Raw genomic sequence first — 18,363 nt, forward strand, 5'->3', positions numbered from 1 at the left:
GTATGAAAACAATATGTGCAATGCGTGATGTATTCAAAGCAATGGGAAACTTTGAAACAGCATTTGAAAAAATGTACCAGATAACGCTAAATGAAGCAATGATATTGTGTGCCCTCAAAGAGGCATCGGAGAAAGTGACGGCTACCAATCTGTCCAAGCAAACCGAGCTAAGCCCCTCACACACATCCAAAATGCTGCGAATACTGGAGGAAAAAGGGCTGATCGTCCGGTCGCTCGGAAGTGAAGACCGGAGACAGATGTACTTCCACCTGACCCATACGGGCAAGCAACGAGTAAATGAACTGGAACTTGATAAGGTAGAGATACCCGATCTACTTAAACCCCTGTTTAAATAAACGGATTTTCAAACAATTATCTGTAAATAATGAACGGTGAGCAAACTCCCTGATAATGGGGCAGAGTGCTCACCGTTTTTCTTTAAACAGGGCAAAAGATATATGTTAATTTTCCGGCAAAAGAAATTTCCATCTGAACCTTTTTCCACCTTTCTTGTTGTTTCTATCAAAAGCCCAAGGTACCTGGGCGCGATTTTTATATAACCTAAACATTATAAAAGATATGAAGAAATTAATTCCTATTTTATTGGCGGTCTTTGCACTCGCTTCATGTGAAAAAGACCCGGACATGGGTAAGCTGGATGACAATTATCTGGTATACACTAACTATGACAAGAAAGCCGATTTCAAAGTTCCTACATTCTATCTGGCACCCCAGATTCTGGTGATTAGTGACAGTAAAGAACCGGAATATCTCGAAGGTGAAGGCGCAGAACAAATTCTGGCTGCTTATACAGACAATATGGTAGCCAGAGGCTACGAAGCAGCAGCAGACCAAGAAAGTGCAGATCTTGGTATCCAAGTGAGCTACATCGCAAGTACTTATTATTTCACCAGCTACACACAACCTGAATGGTGGTGGGGTTATCCCGGATACTGGGGACCTGGCTACTGGGGTGGCAACTGGGGTGGTGGATGGTACTACCCGTACGCTGTAACTTATAGTTATAGCACCAACTCCTTCCTGACAGAAATGGTGAACTTGAAAGCCGAACAGGGAGACAGTAAAAAACTACCTGTTGTATGGACAAGTTATCTGACCGGATTTGAAACTGGTTCCAAAGCTATCAACCGTACTCTTGCAGTAGAAGCTGTCAACCAATCATTTACACAGTCACCTTATCTTACTAACAAATAATCAACTACAACTGTTATGAAAACAAGAAAAAATATATACTTCAAGGTAGTAGCCTTGGCGGCTATTGCCATCGCCTTCGCCATGCCGGCTAAGGCACAGCTATCAGACAATGGATATGCGAATATCGACTGGCAGTTCAATGCTCCGCTAAGTAATCACTTTGCAGATAAAGCAAGCGGTTGGGGTATGAACTTTGAAGGTGGTTATTTCGTGACTCCTAACATTGGCTTGGGACTTTTCCTCAACTATCACAGCAACCACGAATATGTAGGTCGCGAAACCTTCCAGATGGGTGCCGGTGAAGTGACTACCGATCAGCAACATACCATTTTCCAATTGCCTTTCGGTGCCGCTGCACGTTACCAATGGAATCGCGGTGGATCTTTCCAACCTTATGTCAGTGCTAAATTAGGTGCTGAATATGCTAAAATCCGCTCTAATTTCAGCATGTTGGAAGCAAGAGAAAACAGTTGGGGATTCTATGCTTCTCCTGAAGTAGGTATCAATGTATTCCCATGGGTTTACGGACCGGGCTTGCACTTTGCTTTGTACTACAGCTATGGTACCAACAAAGCTGATGTACTGCATTACAGTGTAGATGGATTGAGCAACTTCGGTTTCCGCCTGGGTGTATCGTTCTAAAAAGAACTGCAACTATCAGAATATTACGTTAATAATAAAAAAGGTAAAAGGTAGCTTTTAATATAGATACCTTTTACCTTTCTTTTTTTATTTTTTCTTCATCGCATCATAAATAGCTCCCTGTATTCGCTCACGAATGTGCAGCTGGTTCAATTTGCGGTTCGTTACGTCCGGATAAATCCGGTTGCTAAGGAATACATAAACCAGTTCATTGACCGGGTCCACCCAGGCACATGTACCGGTAAATCCGGTATGGCCATACACTTCGGCAGGTGCGGCAGGCGCACAATTTCCTTTCTTCGAATCGTCTGCATCCGGCTTGTCAAAGCCTAAGCCACGCCGGCTGATCTTCGAGGTTTCAGTAGTAAACAGCTGGCAAGTTTCTTTGCTAAGATAACGTTGTCCATCTATTTCTCCACCATTCAGCAACATCTGATAAACGCGGGCTACATCACGGGCAGTAGAGAAAAGTCCGGCATTTCCAGCCAATCCGCCAAAGAAAGCGGAAGCCTCATCATGTACAAATCCCAGCAAAGTCTCTTTACGCAAGAAACGGTCTTTATTAGAAGGAACAATTTCCGATTTGGCAAAGCGGCGTAAAGGCAGGTAACCTGTATGTTCCAACCCCATCGGCTCATAAAACTCACGTTGCAAATAGGCTTCCATAGGCATACCGGCCAGTTGTTCCACCAACATTCCCAAGAGTATAAATCCGACATCACTATATACATAGCGCTTCTGCTTTAACGGAGCTTCTGCAATTTTCTCTTCTATCACCTTTCGGAAAGAACGGTTTAACCACAAACTGTCACAGATCTGAACAGTATAATCACCGGTCTTGACCGGAGAAATATATTCACTCTTGAATTTGAATTTCGGATTCGCCCACGTAGTCGTACCAATCTGTACCGGATGGTGGACATCTTTACGTGCGCTGAACAATCTTCCGTCATAGCTATCCTTATCGATGGCTTCCTGATAAAAAGGAATCCAGGAAGGTAAACCGGACTGATGATACAGAATTTCCTGAATCGTTATATCTTTCTTATCAGTACGTTGCAAGAACGGCAAATGATCCGAAATTTTATCTGTCAGATTAAAACGTCCCTTATCGTAGAGTTTCATAATGGCAAGCAAGGTACCCGTCGTTTTTGAAAGGGAAGCCAGATCGTAGATATTCGTAGATTCGACACGAGGACTTCCTTTACCCGTATAAGTACCGAAAGCCTTGTCGAACATAATATGACCGTTTTTCAGTACCACCACCTGGCAACCAGGATAGGCTCCCTGACGAATACCATCCAATGCAATGGAATCAATCCGTTTTAGATGAGCAGAGGAAAGCCCGTATTCTTCCGGAACGAAATGCAACGGCGTTTTAGGGGTAATAGTCACTCCTGCTCCCGTTGGGAACAGTTCTCCCAGACTTGCCGACAACTGTCCGTCTGCAGATGCCTTGGCAAATAGCACATCTGCCACCTGGCGCTGCACGTCACTACTATAGCTATGTCCCAGCACCACCGCCGAAGCATGAGCCACCGCGCGCTGAATCTGCAACATCATCTTCCCGGGAGTAAAAAACAGATAAATGGCCGGGCTTTCGGGAACAAACTTAGCAAAGAAAGGCTGATAAGGAGCCAGCCGCTGTTCACTGACGGCTACAATAATCCGTTTATAGGTAGACAAAGAATCACGCAACCGCTGATTTTCCTCTTCCGTCTGATTGGCACGAAGGGAAAAACGAGCCAAAGACGTATAGCGGGAAAGTTGTTTCGCCAACGCATCAGTTTCTCCGGGATCTCCTACCTCGAGCAATGCAATCGTCTGCTCTTTGTCTGTATGCAAAGGGAGAATATGATTCTTGTTGTTCAGAACTGTTATTGCCGCTAAATTCAACCGGCGAACCAAATCACGCGTTTGCGGACTGTTAATCCGTTGTTCCAGACCGGATAATTGTACATACGACTTTTTCTTCAGTCCCAACACATATTTATAAGTCAAGACCTTACGACATTTGCTTTCAATATCTTCGCGGGTCAACTCTCCTTTTTCAATGGCTTCCAGTACGGCCGGTATCTCTTCCTTCAAGTTTCGGGGAGACAATACCATGTCATTACCAGCTTTCAAAGCCTGCAAACTGACATTTCCATTTCCCGCCACTCCTTTCATGGCAAGCGCATCCGTAAATATGAGTCCTTTGAACGCCAACTCATCTGTCAGCAAATCATATACGACATTGCGGGACAAGGAAGACGGAAGTCCACCAATCGGTTCTATCACCGGAACTTGCAAATGTCCTACCATCATACCGCCCAATCCGGCACGGATGGCTTCTTTAAAAGGATAAAGTTCCACACTGTCCAGACGCTCACGAGTGAAAGGAAGTACCGGAAGCGCCTTATGCGAATCAACATCGGTATCTCCATGTCCGGGAAAATGTTTGCACACAGATAAAACCCCTCCGCTTTCCAAACCGGAAGCATAAGCGATAACCTTATCAGCCACCTGTATCGGATCTTCTCCAAAAGAACGGGTATTGATTACGGGATTTTCAGGATTTATATTCACGTCCGCCACCGGAGCAAAGTTGACCTGTACTCCAATCTGTCGGCATTGACGAGCAACTTCACGCCCGTATTCATAGAGCAGCTTGTTGTCACGGATACATCCCAATACCATATTCCGTGGAAAAACAGGCATACCACGCAAACGCATGGCCAGCCCCCATTCTCCATCAAAGGTAATCATCAAAGGGACTTTTGCCTGCCGTTGCGCCCGGTTTGTCAGTTCAACCTGATTTTGCATCTTCCCACCGGAAAAGAGAAGTCCGCCCACTTTATAGGTGTCGATTACTTCGCGCAACAGTTCCAGGTTTCGTTTGGTATCTACCGGGGCAATGGTATAGATGAACAACTGCCCTACCTTTTCTTTAAAGGAAAGCTTATCCATAACCGAATCAACCCAGTGCCGGCAGTCTTTGTCCTGAAGGGCTTTATACACCAGCAGAGGTTCAACGGTTGTAGCATTCTGCGCCGGACTTGAAACCGTGCCGGCCGCAATAAGGAATAAAAGCGTTGCTATTGAGGGGATTATCTTCATTTATGTTTTAAAGTCAAATCGAGACGGCCTACACGAACACCATTTTTTCCCGTGTGCATAACAGGCACCTCTTTTCCGTCCATATTCAAGTATATTTTGGGCCCTTTCATAAATGTATGAGAGTGCCCGCCCAGAATCACGTCGATATTGCGTGTTCCGGCAACCAGATGTTCATCCATTTGAATGCCCAGATGAGACAGGCATACTACCAAATCACAACCTTCTTCGTCTTTCAACAAAGCAGCTATTTCGTTGGATACGCGGACAGGATCTTCATAAACGACTCCTTCGCATTTATTAGCCTGAATCATCCCTTCGGGTTGGGTTCCAAGGCCAAACACACCAATTCTCAAACCATATTTCTCAAGAACGACGTAGGGTTTAACTATATCTTTCAATACCGTAGCATCCAGATTATAGTTGGCACAAACAACCGGGAAATTAGCCATCTTGAAAATACGTTCCATATTATCCACATCGAAATCAAACTCATGGTTACCGATAGTCATAGCATCGTAACCCATTTCATTCATTAGTTTAACTTCCACTTCTCCGCGGAACATATTATAATAAGGTGTTCCCTGAGAAATATCTCCGCAGTCGAAAAGCAGCACATTCTTATGCTCCTTGCGGAACTGTTCGAGAAAAACAGCCCGGCGAAGAAAACCACCTTTATTATAGTATTCGTCCCCCTTCTGATTGACAGGTTCGATACGACTATGCACATCGCTTGTTTGTAAAATAATCACTTCTTTGGTATCCTTATCCTGCGCAAAAATTGAGAAAGTAAAGCTCAATGCAAGACATAACAGGAATAATATCTGAATTCTTTTCATATTCAATATTTTTAGATTCTCCTTTTTATTTTATGCTAATACGTCCATCCAGTTTGGAGGTAATCGCTTTGCCTTCGGCAGTCTGTTTGCGTACATAATCAAGAAATAGTCCGCGTAAGGTTGCGTCTTCGGGGCATACTCTCTTTTCTGCCTGCAGGAAAGCATCCATCCGTCCATTTCCATCTGCCAGATAGTCGATAGTGGCCACCGTGTAAAGCTGGTCATCCTTTAGTGGTTTTTCACCGACAAAGGCGTTCAGCAACTTTCCATTTTTGGTGATTTCAAGGCGGATACCGCTCACTCCTTCTCCGTGCAGAGATGCAATCGCTTCAAAAAGACGTCTCAAGTCTGTTCCTTTCATAGTCAGTACGCAAAGAGAATTCTCAAAAGGAAGAATTTCAAACACATCGCCTACCGTGATATCTCCTTCGGGCAAGATATTACGCAAGCCGCCCATATTTACCAATCCCATATCAGCAGGTTTCCCCAACACCTGAACAGCCGCTTGCTGCAAAACACCTGCAACAAGGTTGGAAAGTAAACTTTCGGGACCTCCTTTGTCCATTTTCATCGCACTGGTGCCGATGACTTCATACATCATCGCATCCACCTTTTCCTTATAAGGCTTTAAGATTTCGGCAGCTTTCGCGTTGGGATGGGTGTCCCAAACAGAATCAATCGTTATCATGCTGCCCTCTACTTTAGTTATTTCGTACTGAGCCGTAGTCTCGCGTGCGGTCCGGCAGGAAGTAAACAGGAAGCCTCCTGCCAACGCTGCCACCATCAGATACTTTGCATAAGTCTGTTTCATGTTCGCTATTTTTAGATATGCTACAAATATACAAAAACATTTGGCTATCTGGCAAATAATTCGTTACTTTGCACCGCTTTCGCGCAATCGCTGTCAAGAGAAGAGATACTTGGTATGTTGCGTTGTAACGATGAAACAATTTAATAATAACAACAATGGATTTAATTAAAATTGCAGAAGAAGCATTTGCTACCGGAAAACAGCACCCGAGCTTCAAAGCAGGAGACACTGTAACAGTAGCATATCGTATTATCGAGGGTAACAAAGAACGTGTACAGTTGTACCGTGGTGTTGTTATCAAAATCGCCGGTCACGGAGACAAGAAACGTTTTACTGTACGTAAAATGTCAGGAACTATAGGCGTAGAAAGAATTTTCCCAATCGAATCACCGGCTATCGATAGCATCGAAGTGAACAAGGTAGGTAAAGTTCGTCGCGCTAAATTGTACTACCTGCGCGCTCTTACTGGTAAGAAAGCTAGAATCAAAGAAAAAAGAGCTAACTAATAAGCCGAACTTTTCGATTCGAAATAAAAAAGGGAACTTCATTATGAGGTTCCCTTTTTTATTGTATATTTTCTCAAACATTCTCATGCCTATGAGAATATTTTCTCACTCCGGTGAGAATAACCCTTTGTCTGAATAAGCCGTACACGTCAGAAAGGACTAAATAAAACAAAGCCCCGAAAGTCATAAACTCCCGAGGCTTCATTACCTTTATTATAATAATGAAATGTTATTCTTTCAAATCTTTCAGTTCCCAAGCCAATGCACTGGCGCCCAGTACAGCAGCATCAGAATCCTTCAATTCGGAAACGAGCAGTTTAGTCTTGCCTTTATAGATATTCAGGATATTATCATCAATTGATTTCTGAATTGGTTTCATGATATAGTCACCGGACTTAGCCAAACCACCAAACAATACAATTGCTTCAGGGCTGGAGAATGCAATAGCATCTGCCAGTGCTTCACCCAAGATGTTACCTGTAAAGTTAAAGATTTCCTGTGCCAGTTTATCACCTTGTACAGCTGCATCATACACATCTTTTGAAGTGATGTTTTCTGCAGGAATGTTACGAAGCAAGCTAGCATCCGTACGGGCAGCAAGGAATTCGCGAGCTGTGCGAGCTACACCGGTAGCCGAACAGTAAGTTTCCAGACATCCCTTACGGCCACAACCGCAAAGACGACCATCGCGACGGGCGATAACGTGTCCCAATTCACCTGCAAAACCGTCATGACCATACACCATCTGACCGTTGATAACGATACCGCTACCCACACCAGTACCCAGTGTAATCATGATAAAGTCTTTCATACCACGGGCAGCACCGTAAGTCATTTCACCGATAGCAGCAGCGTTTGCGTCGTTTGTCAAAGCAGTGGGGATACCCAGTCTTTCTTCAAACATGGCAGCCAACGGAAGAATTCCCTTCCAAGGCAGGTTCGGAGCAAATTCAATCGTTCCCGTGTAGTAGTTGCCATTCGGAGCACCGATACCAATACCTCTGATTTTATCAACACCACCATTAGCAATAATCAATGGAAGCAGACTTTTACACACTTCATCAGCGTATTCTTCTACTGTAGGGTAACCAGATGTTTTGATTGAACTGCTGGCAATAATAGTTCCGCGTGCGTCTACAATTCCAAAGACGGTATTCGTTCCGCCTATGTCAATACCTACTACGTAGGGTTTTTCCATGTTTGAATTCATGATACTTTTATTTAAAAGGGTTAGTTAATCATTAAGTTTACTGCACACAAATTACGTAAAGAAGATTGAGTCTACAAAATGTTTTTTGAAAAAAGTTCAACCTGTTTGCAACTTTTCGTATCTTTCGCACGTCTAATAGTAGAAAATTATCAGAAAACAGAAACTAAATAAAGAAAATTGTGATACAACTAACGAATATCAACAAGACCTACAACAACGGAGCGCCTCTCCATGTACTTAAAGGTATCAATCTCAACATTGAACAGGGAGAATTTGTTTCTATCATGGGAGCATCCGGGTCTGGGAAATCAACTTTACTCAACATATTGGGAATCCTCGACAACTACGATACCGGAGATTATTACCTGAACAACGTACTTATCAAGAACTTGAGCGAAACCAAAGCTGCCGAATACCGGAACCGTATGATCGGATTTATCTTCCAGTCATTCAATCTGATTTCCTTTAAAGATGCCGTAGAGAATGTAGCACTTCCTTTATTTTACCAGGGAATAAGTCGCAAAAAACGAAATGCGCTTGCCTTGGAATATCTCGACCGCCTGGGTTTAAAAGACTGGGCACATCACATGCCGAACGAAATGAGTGGCGGTCAGAAACAACGTGTAGCCATTGCACGAGCTTTAATCACCCAACCACAAATCATTCTGGCAGATGAACCAACAGGAGCTTTAGATAGCAAAACTTCTGTGGAAGTGATGCAGATTCTGAAAGATCTTCATAAACTGGGAATGACGATTGTCGTTGTCACCCACGAAAGTGGAGTCGCCAACCAGACAGACAAGATTATACATATCAAAGATGGAATCATCGAACGTATTGAAGATAATATCGACCATGACGCTTCTCCTTTCGGAAAAGACGGTATCATGAAATAATCTAAAATCCACCACTATACAAACATTATCATGATTGACATCTGGCAAGAAATATATAGTACCATCAAACGCAACAAGCTAAGAACTTTTCTCACAGGATTTGCCGTGGCATGGGGAATCTTTATGCTTATCGTCCTACTAGGTGCAGGCAACGGACTGATCCACGCATTCGAGCAATCGGCTTCCGAACGTGCCATGAACTCCATCAAGATTTTTCCGGGATGGACCAGTAAATCATACGACGGACTGAAAGAAGGAAGACGGGTGCAACTGGACAATAAAGACATGGATGCTACCAGTCATTATTTCCCGAATCATGTCATCAAGGCCGGAGCAACCGTGTGGCAGGGAGGCGTTAATCTTAGTTTCGGACAAGAATACGTCAGCCTGAACCTTTCCGGCGTATATCCCAATCATACAGAGGTAGAAGTCGTGAAGCTTTTCGAAGGACGTTTTATCAATGAAATCGATATCAAGAAACGCCGGAAAGTTATTGTGCTTCATAAGAAAACAGCAGAAATCCTTTTTAACAAGACTCATACCGAGCCAATCGGACAGTTTGTCAACGCCGGAAATGTGGTTTATCAGGTAGTAGGTCTTTATAATGATAAAGGAGATAGCGGAGACAGCGATGCCTACATTCCTTTTACCACTCTGCAAACGATTTATAATAAAGGAGACAAACTGAATAACCTGGTCATGACTACCAAAAATCTGGAAACAGTAGAGGCCAATGAGGCTTTTGAAGCCCATTACCGCAAAGTATTGGGAGCCAACCATCGGTTTGACCCAACGGACCACAGTGCTATCTGGATATGGAACCGGTTTACCAACTATCTGCAACAGCAGAAAGGTTCGGGCATGCTGCGTATCGCCATCTGGGTAATCGGCATCTTTACGTTACTTAGCGGAATCGTTGGAGTTTCCAACATCATGCTGATTACCGTCAAAGAACGTACCCGCGAGTTTGGTATTCGTAAGGCTTTGGGAGCCAAACCGCTTTCCATTCTCTGGTTGATTATCGTAGAGAGCGTCACCATCACCACCATATTCGGATATATCGGCATGGTAGCCGGTATCGGAGTGACCGAATGGATGAACAGCGCTTTCGGCAATCAGACCATGGACACCGGAATGTGGACGGAAACCGTTTTCCTGAATCCGACAGTAGATATAAGAATCGCCATACAGGCTACACTCACATTAATAATAGCTGGTACGTTAGCCGGATTATTCCCTGCCCGAAAAGCAGTTAGCATCCGACCGATCGAAGCACTTAGAGCAGATTAAGACTATGAGAATAGACATGGATACCTGTGAGGAAATCCTCATTACCATTACAAGAAATAAAACGAGAAGCCTGCTGACTGCATTCGGTGTTTTCTGGGGAATCTTTATGCTCGTAGCCCTTATCGGCGGCGGGCAAGGATTGGAGGACATGATGAAAAAGAACTTTGAAGGATTTGCCACCAATTCTGGTTTCCTTGTCTCGCAAAGAACGGGCGAGGCTTACAAAGGCTTCCGCAAAGGGAGATGGTGGAATCTGGAATCTACCGACATTGACCGTCTTCGCTCCCAAGTGAAAGAGGTGGAGATCATTACTCCGTCCGTAGCCCGTTGGGGTTCCAAAGCCGTATACGAAGATAAGAAATATGATTGTAGCGTGAAAGGATTGTATCCGGATTATCTCCACATTGAATCACAGGAAATGGCATACGGCAGGTTCATCAATGAGGTGGATATAAAGGAAGCACGCAAAGTATGTGTCATCGGAAAACGAATTTATGAAAGTCTTTTCAAACCGGGAGAAGACCCGTGTGGCAAATATGTAAGAGTAGATGGCATTTATTATCAAGTGATTGGCATGTCTTCTTCCGAAGGGGACATGAATATACAGGGACGGGCTTCGGAGGCCGTCACTCTTCCTTTCACTACGATGCAGCAAACATATAATCTGGGAGGACGAATTGATGTGATCTGTTTCACTGCGAAGCATGGAGTCAAAGTGTCTGAAATACAACCCAAAATGGAACAGGTCATTAAAGCCGCACATTATATCTCCCCGGATGACAAACAGGCTGTTATGTGCCTGAATGCCGAAGCTATGTTCTCTATGGTCGATAACCTGTTTACCGGTATCAACATACTTGTTTGGATGGTAGGATTGGGAACTTTGCTGGCAGGTGCCATCGGAGTATCCAATATTATGATGGTGACCGTTAAAGAACGTACCACTGAAATCGGTATCCGCCGGGCGATCGGTGCACGACCGAAAGATATTCTGCAACAAATTCTATCAGAGAGTATGGTACTTACCACCATTGCAGGAATGTGTGGAATATCCTTTGCCGTCATGGTGTTGCAACTTGTAGAGATGGGAGCCAACGCTGACGGAGGGGACACCCGTTTTCAAGTTACTTTCGGACTGGCAATCGGTACTTGTGCCCTTCTAATCGCACTGGGAATGTTGGCAGGTCTGGCACCTGCTTACCGGGCCATGGCTATCAAACCGATTGAGGCGATTCGGGATGAATAAGGAAGTGGAACAGTTATCTGGATATGTGAGGAGTTTAGTTTCAATCATCAATCGTAAATAATAAAATTATAAATAAAATCATGAAAAAGTATCTGAAAATCACATTATTGGTAGTCATTGCTATCATTCTTGTCGGAACATTCGTATTCCTTTATCAGAAATCCAAGCCTAAGGTAATCACTTACGAAACAGTTAGACCGGAAATGACTGACCTCCAAAAAACTACAGTAGCTACCGGAAAGGTGGAACCGAGAGACGAAATTTTAATCAAACCGCAAATTTCGGGTATTATCGACGAAGTATATAAAGAAGCCGGACAAGCTGTAAGAAAAGGGGAAGTTATTGCCAAAGTAAAAGTAATCCCTGAACTCGGACAACTGAATTCTGCAGAAAGCCGTGTGCGCCTGGCAGAAATTAATGCAACCCAGGCAGAAACGGATTTCGCCCGTGTGAAGAAGTTGTATGACGGTCAGTTAATTAGCCGGGAGGAATACGAGAAAAGTGAAGTGGCTTTGAAACAGGCTCGCGAAGAGAGACAGACGGCCAAAGACAATCTGGAAATCGTAAAAGAAGGAATTACCAAAAACAGTGCCTCTTTCAGTAGCACGATGATTCGCTCTACCATTGACGGGTTAATCCTGGACGTACCTGTAAAAGCTGGTAATTCGGTGATTATGAGTAATACGTTCAATGATGGAACCACGATTGCTACGGTAGCCAACATGAACGATATGATTTTCCGCGGTAATATTGATGAAACAGAAGTGGGACGTATCCACGAACAAATGCCAATCAAGCTGACCATCGGAGCTTTACAAAATCTGACTTTCAATGCCATTCTGGAATATATCTCTCCGAAAGGGGTGGAAACCAATGGAGCCAACCAGTTTGAAATCAAGGCTGCGATTACCATTCCGGATTCTGTTCAGATTCGTTCCGGATATTCGGCTAATGCGGAAATCGTATTACAAAAAGCCAATCAGGTATTGGCAGTGCCCGAAAGCACTGTTGAATTTAGTGGTGACTCTACATTTGTGTACATCATGACAGATTCAGTGCCCGAACAAAAGTTCCAGCGTACACAGGTGACTGCCGGTATGAGTGATGGAATCAAGATAGAAATCAAGAAAGGGGTAACCGTTCAGGACAAAATACGTGGTGCAGAGAAAAAAGATAAATAATTGAATCCGATGAAAATAATTCGTAAAACCATATCAGCCCTTCTGCTTGCCGGAGTCGGAATCACCTCCATTCAGGCACAGAACAACTCTTCGCAAGCGTGGACGCTGCGGCAATGTATCGACTATGCCATTGAACATAATATAGAAATCCGTCAATCGGCCAATAATGTCGAAGCAGGCAAAGTGAGTGTAAACACTACTAAATGGGCACGCCTTCCGAATCTGAGCGGTAGTGCCAGCCAAAACTGGAGTTGGGGTCGTACCGCTTCTCCGATAGACAACTCGTATAGTGACATCAACAGCGCCAATACCAGTTTCAGCTTGGGAACAAACGTACCTATATTTACCGGTTTGCAATTGTCCAACCAATATTCACTTGCCAAACTGGATTTAAAAGCTGCTATAGAAGATTTGAATAAAGCCAGAGAGGATATTGCAATCAATGTCACTTCGGCTTATTTACAGGTTTTATTCAATCAAGAATTAAGTAAGATTGCTCATAATCAGGTCGATTTAAGCAAAGACCAGTTAAAACGTATTCAAGGTCTTCAGGGAGTGGGTAAGGCATCCTCTTCTGAAGTGGCCGAAGCACAAGCCCGTGTTGCACAGGATGAAATGACTGCTGTACAATCAGACAATACGTACAAACTGTCCTTACTGGATCTCACCCAACTCTTGGAATTACCCACGCCTGAAGGATTTGTACTCGAAAGCCCTAAGGAAGAATTAGAGTTCGAATCTCTCACTCCGCCGGATGACATATATACACAGGCGCTTACTTACAAACCAAGCATTAAGGCTGCAGAATATCGTTTACAAGGTAGTCTTAATAGTATTCGTATTGCCCAAAGTGCGTTTTATCCACAACTCTCTTTCAGTGCCGGTCTGGGAAGTAATTATTATACGGTTAGCGGAAGATCAGAGAGCAGCTTCGGCAGTCAGATGAAAAACAATCTGAATAAATATATAGGATTTAATTTGAGCGTGCCAATCTTCAACCGTTTTGCCACAAGAAACCGGGTACGCACCGCTCGTTTGCAACAAATAGATTTATCCTTGAAGTTGGATAACAGTAAAAAAATACTCTATAAAGAAATTCAGCAAGCCTGGTACAATGCTCTGGCAGCAGAAAGTAAATACAACTCCAGTGAAGTGGCAGTAAAAGCCAACGAAGAATCTTTCCGCCTGATGAGTGAGAAATTCAATAACGGCAAAGCTACCTTTGTGGAATACAATGAAGCCAAACTTAATCTGACGAAAGCTCTTTCGGATAAGTTGCAGGCAAAATATGACTACCTGTTCCGGACTAAAATTCTGGATTTCTACAAAGGACAGGTCATTGAATAAAAAAGAAATAAAATTGAGTTTAGTATAGTAGTTCCTTAAAACATATCCGTTGGTTCATTCGTTATTATAGAAAGAACTAACGGATATGAAGTATTTTATCGTCCTAGTGATTATAATGATTAGTAATACATTTTTAGGAGTTGCTAAACCAATGAAGAATCAAGCAGAAATCTATTTTGCGGGAGGATGTTTCTGGGGAACAGAACATTTCCTGAAACAAATTCGAGGAGTAGAAAGTACTCAGGTAGGATATGCCAACAGTAATGTTGCCAATCCGAGTTATGAACAGGTCTGTTCCGGAAAAACCAATGCTGCCGAAACAGTAAAGGTGGTTTATGATCCGAAAACGGTAGATTTGAATTTACTGCTCGATCTATATTTCAAGACAATAGATCCTACCAGCCTCAACCGGCAAGGTAATGACCGGGGAACACAGTATAGAACCGGAATTTATTATGTAGATAAAGAAGATCTCCCTGTCATCAAGCAGGCAATTCAATTATTATCCGCACAATATAAAACTCCTATTGTCCTAGAAGTAAAGCCATTGACTAATTTCTATCCGGCAGAGACTTACCACCAGGACTATCTGGATAAAAATCCGGGTGGATACTGCCATATCAATCCTGCTTTATTCGAAATGGCACGCAAAGCGAATGCGCCGAAAGCTAAAGTGTATCAAAAAGCGGATGATGCAACCCTTCGTAAGAAACTCTCGGCGGAACAATATGCCGTAACCCAAAAGAATGCCACCGAACCAGCTTTCCACAATGAATACTGGAATGAGCATCGTCCCGGCATTTATGTAGATATTACTACCGGAGAACCTCTGTTTGTTTCTACTGACAAGTTCGATTCAGGTTGCGGGTGGCCAAGCTTTTCCCAACCAATTCAAAAAGATCTGATCGCAGAAAAGAAAGATACTTCACACGGCATGATACGTACGGAAGTACGCAGTAAAACCGGAGATGCTCATTTGGGACACGTATTCACAGATGGGCCGAAAGAGAAAGGTGGATTACGTTATTGCATCAATAGCGCTTCACTTCGTTTTATCCCGAAAGATAAAATGAAAGAGGAAGGTTATGGAGAATATCTACCACTCGTTAAATAAATATTGAAGAGTTACAAAAGCTAATCATAACTGTTCATCAGATAAACAGAACGGTGGATTATCCCATAAGGAAATCCACCGTTTTTAATGTAGTTAAATTAAAAGAGAGAGAAGGAGTTTCACAACTCCGATTTATTTTTATCTGCTGGCAGTCAGCAGAGTTGCTTCATTAGTTGCCGGAACAGACACATTCATAGCCCAGCTGGAACCGGATTCTTCAATCCATTTATCATTCCATTTGTAGTTCATATAAGCAACCGGCATATTAGCGTCATTCAGTTCATAAACACTCTTTTCAACAGATGCGTCGTAAGCTCTGTGAGAGTCATTCCAACGTGCGTATACCAAAGTGATTTCATTAGATGAATAAGTATAATCAATCTTGAAGTACGGTATCCATTTTTCAATAGAAGCATCCCATTTGAAAGCTTCTTTGGAGGATATTCTCTTCTGATCGTCATAAGTAAAATCATATTTCATGTGGCGATAGAGAGAACCATCGAGTCTGTAAATCACTTTCGATACTACGAGATCATCTACTTTTTCTTCATTAGTAATGAAGTTATTACCCTGTGCCTTCACTGTTGCATTAGCGATTCCTGCAAATACCATAGCAACTAAAACGATCATTCTGAATAATACTGTAGTCTTCATAATTGTATATTTTTTATTTGTTCAACATTCTGTTTTTATTCTTCTGTTTATTAGACGGATCAAGCGTCTCAAACGGTTGCAACCTTCTGAAGTTTTTTTCATTTTTCTTCGTTGTCCGCTTGCGACTATAGAGATGCAACGAGCGTGCCAAAACGATAACTAACTAATAATCAAGGAAATCATAAAACAGAACGGTGTACGAAAACGAACAGTTGTACGCTTAAAAGCGAACAACTAACCATTTTTTTCGCATTTTCTTCTTTCTACTGATGAATATAACTCTAAAAATGGGAAAATACTCCGCTTGTTGCCCGAATTATTATCTACCTTTGCAGCGATTATCATATCAAGAAAAAGAAGATGGAAACGTCCAGCAAAAAAAGAATTATCATTCTATCGGCTACCAGTATCTTGCTTACCAGCCTTATTTGTCTCTTTGCATTCCGCAATGTCATTTTATGCCATATCGTTGACAAACGAGCTACACGTGCCGAACAAACATACGGTCTACAAATTCATTATCAGGAGTTACGAATGAAAGGCTACAATGAAGTGGCTTTACAAGGACTTTCTATTGTTCCCAACCAACGGGATACCCTCCTGACATTACAATCCGTCAATGTAAAACTAAGTTTTTGGGAATTGCTAAAAGGAGAAATCGAAGTACGGAATGTGCTTATGAATGGCCTTGCAATCAACTTCATCAAGCATGATAGCATAGCTAACTACGATTTCCTGTTCTTTAAACGGCAACAAGAAGCAGAACTCCAACCTGTCATAGAAAGTGACTATGCCAACCGTATTGACCGGATATTAAACCTCATTTACGGTTTCCTGCCTGAAAACGGGCAACTCAGGCAAATCAATATAACCGAACGTAAAGATAGTAATTTCGTTGCAGTCAACATTCCTTCTTTTATTATTGAGAACAATCATTTCCAATCAACCATTCAGATAAAAGAAGATACACTTCCTCAACAACTATGGGAAGCGACCGGCGAACTAAACAGAAGAGACTATACATTAAAAGCATCTCTCTTTGCCCCGGAAAAAAGAAAAATCTCACTACCTTATATTACCCGCCGTTTTGGAGCAGAAGTCACTTTCGACACCCTATCTTATAATATGACTAAAGATAAGCGTGCATCCAATCAACTGCTCCTCAAAGGAAAAGCGAGAGTGAACGGACTTGACGTATTTCATAAAGCTCTCTCTCCTGAAGTAATTCATCTCAATCGTGGACAACTCTGTTACGAGATGAACATAAGCGGGCACTCACTCGAGCTGGATAGCACGACCATTGTTGATTTCAACAAACTCCAGTTTCATCCTTATTTGCGAGCCGAGAAAGAGAAAGGAAACTGGCATTTCACTGCTGCGGTCAACAAATCCTGGTTTCCGGCAGATGATCTGTTCAGCTCTCTCCCCAAAGGATTATTCAGCAATCTGGAAGGCATCAAGACAAGTGGCGAGTTGACCTATCATTTTCTATTAGATATTGATTTTGCACAACTAGATAGTCTCAAACTGGAATCCGAACTGAAAGAGAAAGACTTCCGCATCACAAGCTATGGAGCCACTTCACTCTCCAAAATGTCCGGCGAGTTCATTTATACAGCTTATGAGAATGGAATACCGGTGCGGACTTTTCCTATTGGTCCCTCGTGCAAACACTTTACACCATTGGATAGCATTTCACCCATCCTAAGAATGTCCGTTATGCAAAGTGAAGACGGAGCATTCTTTTACCATCGCGGTTTCCTGCCCGACGCCCTACGGGAAGCATTGATTTACGACCTGCAAGTGAAACGCTTTGCACGTGGAGGAAGCACGATCACCATGCAACTCGTAAAGAATGTATTCCTGAACCGTAATAAGAACTTTGCACGTAAATTGGAAGAGGCATTGATTGTATGGCTAATAGAAAATGAAAGATTAACTTCTAAAGAACGCATGTACGAAGTATATCTGAACATTGTTGAATGGGGACCGCTCGTTTATGGTATTCAGGAAGCTTCTGCTTATTATTTCAATAAACGCCCTTCACAACTGAACACGGAAGAAAGTATTTTCCTGGCTTCCATTATCCCGAAGCCCAAGCATTTCCGCAGCTCTTTTGCTGAAGGCGGACAGTTAAAGGAGAATATGGAAGGCTATTATAAGTTGATAGCCAAGCGGCTTGCACAGAAAGGAGTAATAAGTGAAATCGAGGCGGATAGTATCCGCCCCGATATCCAAGTTACGGGCGCTGCCCGGAATAGTCTAGCCGGTGAAAACCCGGAGTCTAGTTCTCCTTCCGCTGAGGAGTAATGAGAT

The 18,363-nt window shown here is 42.9% G+C and carries 16 protein-coding genes; 11 read left to right on the top strand and 5 right to left on the bottom strand.

Annotated features, from left to right (window positions below; translation table 11 throughout):
• Nucleotides 1–2: 2 nt before the first annotated feature.
• From Bovatus_RS12815 to Bovatus_RS12825, 3 genes are all read left to right on the top strand, one after another.
• Entirely contained in the window at nt 3–356 is a 354-nt protein-coding gene (locus Bovatus_RS12815) for a MarR family winged helix-turn-helix transcriptional regulator (protein WP_004296191.1), read from the top strand.
• 223 nt (nt 357–579) lie between these two features.
• Complete coding sequence (locus tag Bovatus_RS12820) at nt 580–1,215, top strand: DUF4136 domain-containing protein (protein WP_004307006.1); 636 nt, start codon at nt 580–582, stop codon at nt 1,213–1,215.
• A gap of 15 nt (nt 1,216–1,230) precedes the next feature.
• Entirely contained in the window at nt 1,231–1,857 is a 627-nt protein-coding gene (locus tag Bovatus_RS12825) for a porin family protein (protein ID WP_004296194.1), read from the top strand.
• Nucleotides 1,858–1,944: 87 nt separating this feature from the next.
• Here Bovatus_RS12825 and Bovatus_RS12830 read toward each other — a convergent pair whose 3' ends face one another.
• The 3 genes from Bovatus_RS12830 to Bovatus_RS12840 are packed head-to-tail and all read right to left on the bottom strand — an operon-like array spanning nt 1,945 to nt 6,603.
• Nucleotides 1,945–4,956, bottom strand: a complete 3,012-nt coding sequence (locus tag Bovatus_RS12830; RefSeq protein WP_004296195.1) for a glycoside hydrolase family 3 N-terminal domain-containing protein — start codon at nt 4,954–4,956, stop codon at nt 1,945–1,947.
• A complete protein-coding gene (locus tag Bovatus_RS12835; RefSeq protein WP_004296196.1) occupies nt 4,953–5,792 on the bottom strand; it encodes a bifunctional metallophosphatase/5'-nucleotidase in 840 nt (279 codons plus the stop codon). Before Bovatus_RS12835 ends, Bovatus_RS12830 begins: the two co-directional genes overlap by 4 nt.
• Before the next feature lie 25 nt (nt 5,793–5,817).
• Complete coding sequence (locus tag Bovatus_RS12840) at nt 5,818–6,603, bottom strand: 5'-nucleotidase C-terminal domain-containing protein (RefSeq protein ID WP_004296197.1); 786 nt, start codon at nt 6,601–6,603, stop codon at nt 5,818–5,820.
• A gap of 155 nt (nt 6,604–6,758) precedes the next feature.
• On the opposite strand from Bovatus_RS12840, the gene rplS reads away from it, so the two are divergent.
• The gene (gene rplS / locus Bovatus_RS12845) at nt 6,759–7,109 is read left to right on the top strand and encodes a 50S ribosomal protein L19 (RefSeq protein WP_004296199.1); all 351 of its coding nucleotides are present in this window, start codon (nt 6,759–6,761) and stop codon (nt 7,107–7,109) included.
• A gap of 229 nt (nt 7,110–7,338) precedes the next feature.
• On the opposite strand, the gene Bovatus_RS12850 is transcribed toward rplS, so the two are convergent.
• The gene (locus Bovatus_RS12850; protein ID WP_004307000.1) at nt 7,339–8,319 is read right to left on the bottom strand and encodes an ROK family protein; all 981 of its coding nucleotides are present in this window, start codon (nt 8,317–8,319) and stop codon (nt 7,339–7,341) included.
• Between the two features lie 179 nt (nt 8,320–8,498).
• Between Bovatus_RS12850 and Bovatus_RS12855 the strand changes: the two genes are divergently transcribed.
• The 6 genes from Bovatus_RS12855 (at nt 8,499) to msrB (ending at nt 15,393) form a co-directional block, all read left to right on the top strand.
• The gene (locus Bovatus_RS12855) at nt 8,499–9,215 is read left to right on the top strand and encodes an ABC transporter ATP-binding protein (RefSeq protein WP_004296202.1); all 717 of its coding nucleotides are present in this window, start codon (nt 8,499–8,501) and stop codon (nt 9,213–9,215) included.
• A gap of 30 nt (nt 9,216–9,245) precedes the next feature.
• Entirely contained in the window at nt 9,246–10,505 is a 1,260-nt protein-coding gene (locus Bovatus_RS12860; RefSeq protein ID WP_004296203.1) for an ABC transporter permease, read from the top strand.
• Nucleotides 10,506–10,509: 4 nt separating this feature from the next.
• Nucleotides 10,510–11,751, top strand: coding sequence for an ABC transporter permease (locus Bovatus_RS12865; protein WP_004296204.1), 1,242 nt, complete (start codon nt 10,510–10,512; stop codon nt 11,749–11,751).
• 80 nt (nt 11,752–11,831) lie between these two features.
• The gene (locus tag Bovatus_RS12870) at nt 11,832–12,932 is read left to right on the top strand and encodes an efflux RND transporter periplasmic adaptor subunit (protein WP_004296205.1); all 1,101 of its coding nucleotides are present in this window, start codon (nt 11,832–11,834) and stop codon (nt 12,930–12,932) included.
• A gap of 9 nt (nt 12,933–12,941) precedes the next feature.
• Nucleotides 12,942–14,279, top strand: a complete 1,338-nt coding sequence (locus tag Bovatus_RS12875; protein ID WP_004296206.1) for a TolC family protein — start codon at nt 12,942–12,944, stop codon at nt 14,277–14,279.
• Between the two features lie 85 nt (nt 14,280–14,364).
• Nucleotides 14,365–15,393, top strand: a complete 1,029-nt coding sequence (gene msrB / locus Bovatus_RS12880; RefSeq protein WP_004296207.1) for a peptide-methionine (R)-S-oxide reductase MsrB — start codon at nt 14,365–14,367, stop codon at nt 15,391–15,393.
• 138 nt (nt 15,394–15,531) lie between these two features.
• On the opposite strand, the gene Bovatus_RS12885 is transcribed toward msrB, so the two are convergent.
• Nucleotides 15,532–16,047: a DUF3836 domain-containing protein gene (locus Bovatus_RS12885; protein ID WP_004296208.1), complete on the bottom strand. Its 516-nt coding sequence runs from the start codon at nt 16,045–16,047 to the stop codon at nt 15,532–15,534.
• Nucleotides 16,048–16,407: 360 nt separating this feature from the next.
• Between Bovatus_RS12885 and Bovatus_RS12890 the strand changes: the two genes are divergently transcribed.
• Nucleotides 16,408–18,357: a transglycosylase domain-containing protein gene (locus Bovatus_RS12890; RefSeq protein WP_004296211.1), complete on the top strand. Its 1,950-nt coding sequence runs from the start codon at nt 16,408–16,410 to the stop codon at nt 18,355–18,357.
• Nucleotides 18,358–18,363: the final 6 nt, after the last annotated feature.

It is taken from the genome of Bacteroides ovatus, from assembly GCF_001314995.1.
GTDB classification, from domain to species: domain Bacteria; phylum Bacteroidota; class Bacteroidia; order Bacteroidales; family Bacteroidaceae; genus Bacteroides; species Bacteroides ovatus.

Excerpts from the sequence above, each read along its gene's own strand:
- Bovatus_RS12815 (WP_004296191.1), top strand. The coding sequence starts at position 3 with ATGAAAACAATATGTGCAATGCGTGATGTATTCAAAGCAATGGGAAAC.
- Bovatus_RS12820 (WP_004307006.1), top strand. The coding sequence starts at position 580 with ATGAAGAAATTAATTCCTATTTTATTGGCGGTCTTTGCACTCGCTTCA.
- Bovatus_RS12825 (WP_004296194.1), top strand. The coding sequence starts at position 1,231 with ATGAAAACAAGAAAAAATATATACTTCAAGGTAGTAGCCTTGGCGGCT.
- Bovatus_RS12830 (WP_004296195.1), bottom strand. The coding sequence starts at position 4,956 with ATGAAGATAATCCCCTCAATAGCAACGCTTTTATTCCTTATTGCGGCC.
- Bovatus_RS12835 (WP_004296196.1), bottom strand. The coding sequence starts at position 5,792 with ATGAAAAGAATTCAGATATTATTCCTGTTATGTCTTGCATTGAGCTTT.
- Bovatus_RS12840 (WP_004296197.1), bottom strand. The coding sequence starts at position 6,603 with ATGAAACAGACTTATGCAAAGTATCTGATGGTGGCAGCGTTGGCAGGA.
- rplS (WP_004296199.1), top strand. The coding sequence starts at position 6,759 with ATGGATTTAATTAAAATTGCAGAAGAAGCATTTGCTACCGGAAAACAG.
- Bovatus_RS12850 (WP_004307000.1), bottom strand. The coding sequence starts at position 8,319 with ATGAATTCAAACATGGAAAAACCCTACGTAGTAGGTATTGACATAGGC.
- Bovatus_RS12860 (WP_004296203.1), top strand. The coding sequence starts at position 9,246 with ATGATTGACATCTGGCAAGAAATATATAGTACCATCAAACGCAACAAG.
- Bovatus_RS12865 (WP_004296204.1), top strand. The coding sequence starts at position 10,510 with ATGAGAATAGACATGGATACCTGTGAGGAAATCCTCATTACCATTACA.
- Bovatus_RS12870 (WP_004296205.1), top strand. The coding sequence starts at position 11,832 with ATGAAAAAGTATCTGAAAATCACATTATTGGTAGTCATTGCTATCATT.
- Bovatus_RS12875 (WP_004296206.1), top strand. The coding sequence starts at position 12,942 with ATGAAAATAATTCGTAAAACCATATCAGCCCTTCTGCTTGCCGGAGTC.
- msrB (WP_004296207.1), top strand. The coding sequence starts at position 14,365 with ATGAAGTATTTTATCGTCCTAGTGATTATAATGATTAGTAATACATTT.
- Bovatus_RS12885 (WP_004296208.1), bottom strand. The coding sequence starts at position 16,047 with ATGAAGACTACAGTATTATTCAGAATGATCGTTTTAGTTGCTATGGTA.
- Bovatus_RS12890 (WP_004296211.1), top strand. The coding sequence starts at position 16,408 with ATGGAAACGTCCAGCAAAAAAAGAATTATCATTCTATCGGCTACCAGT.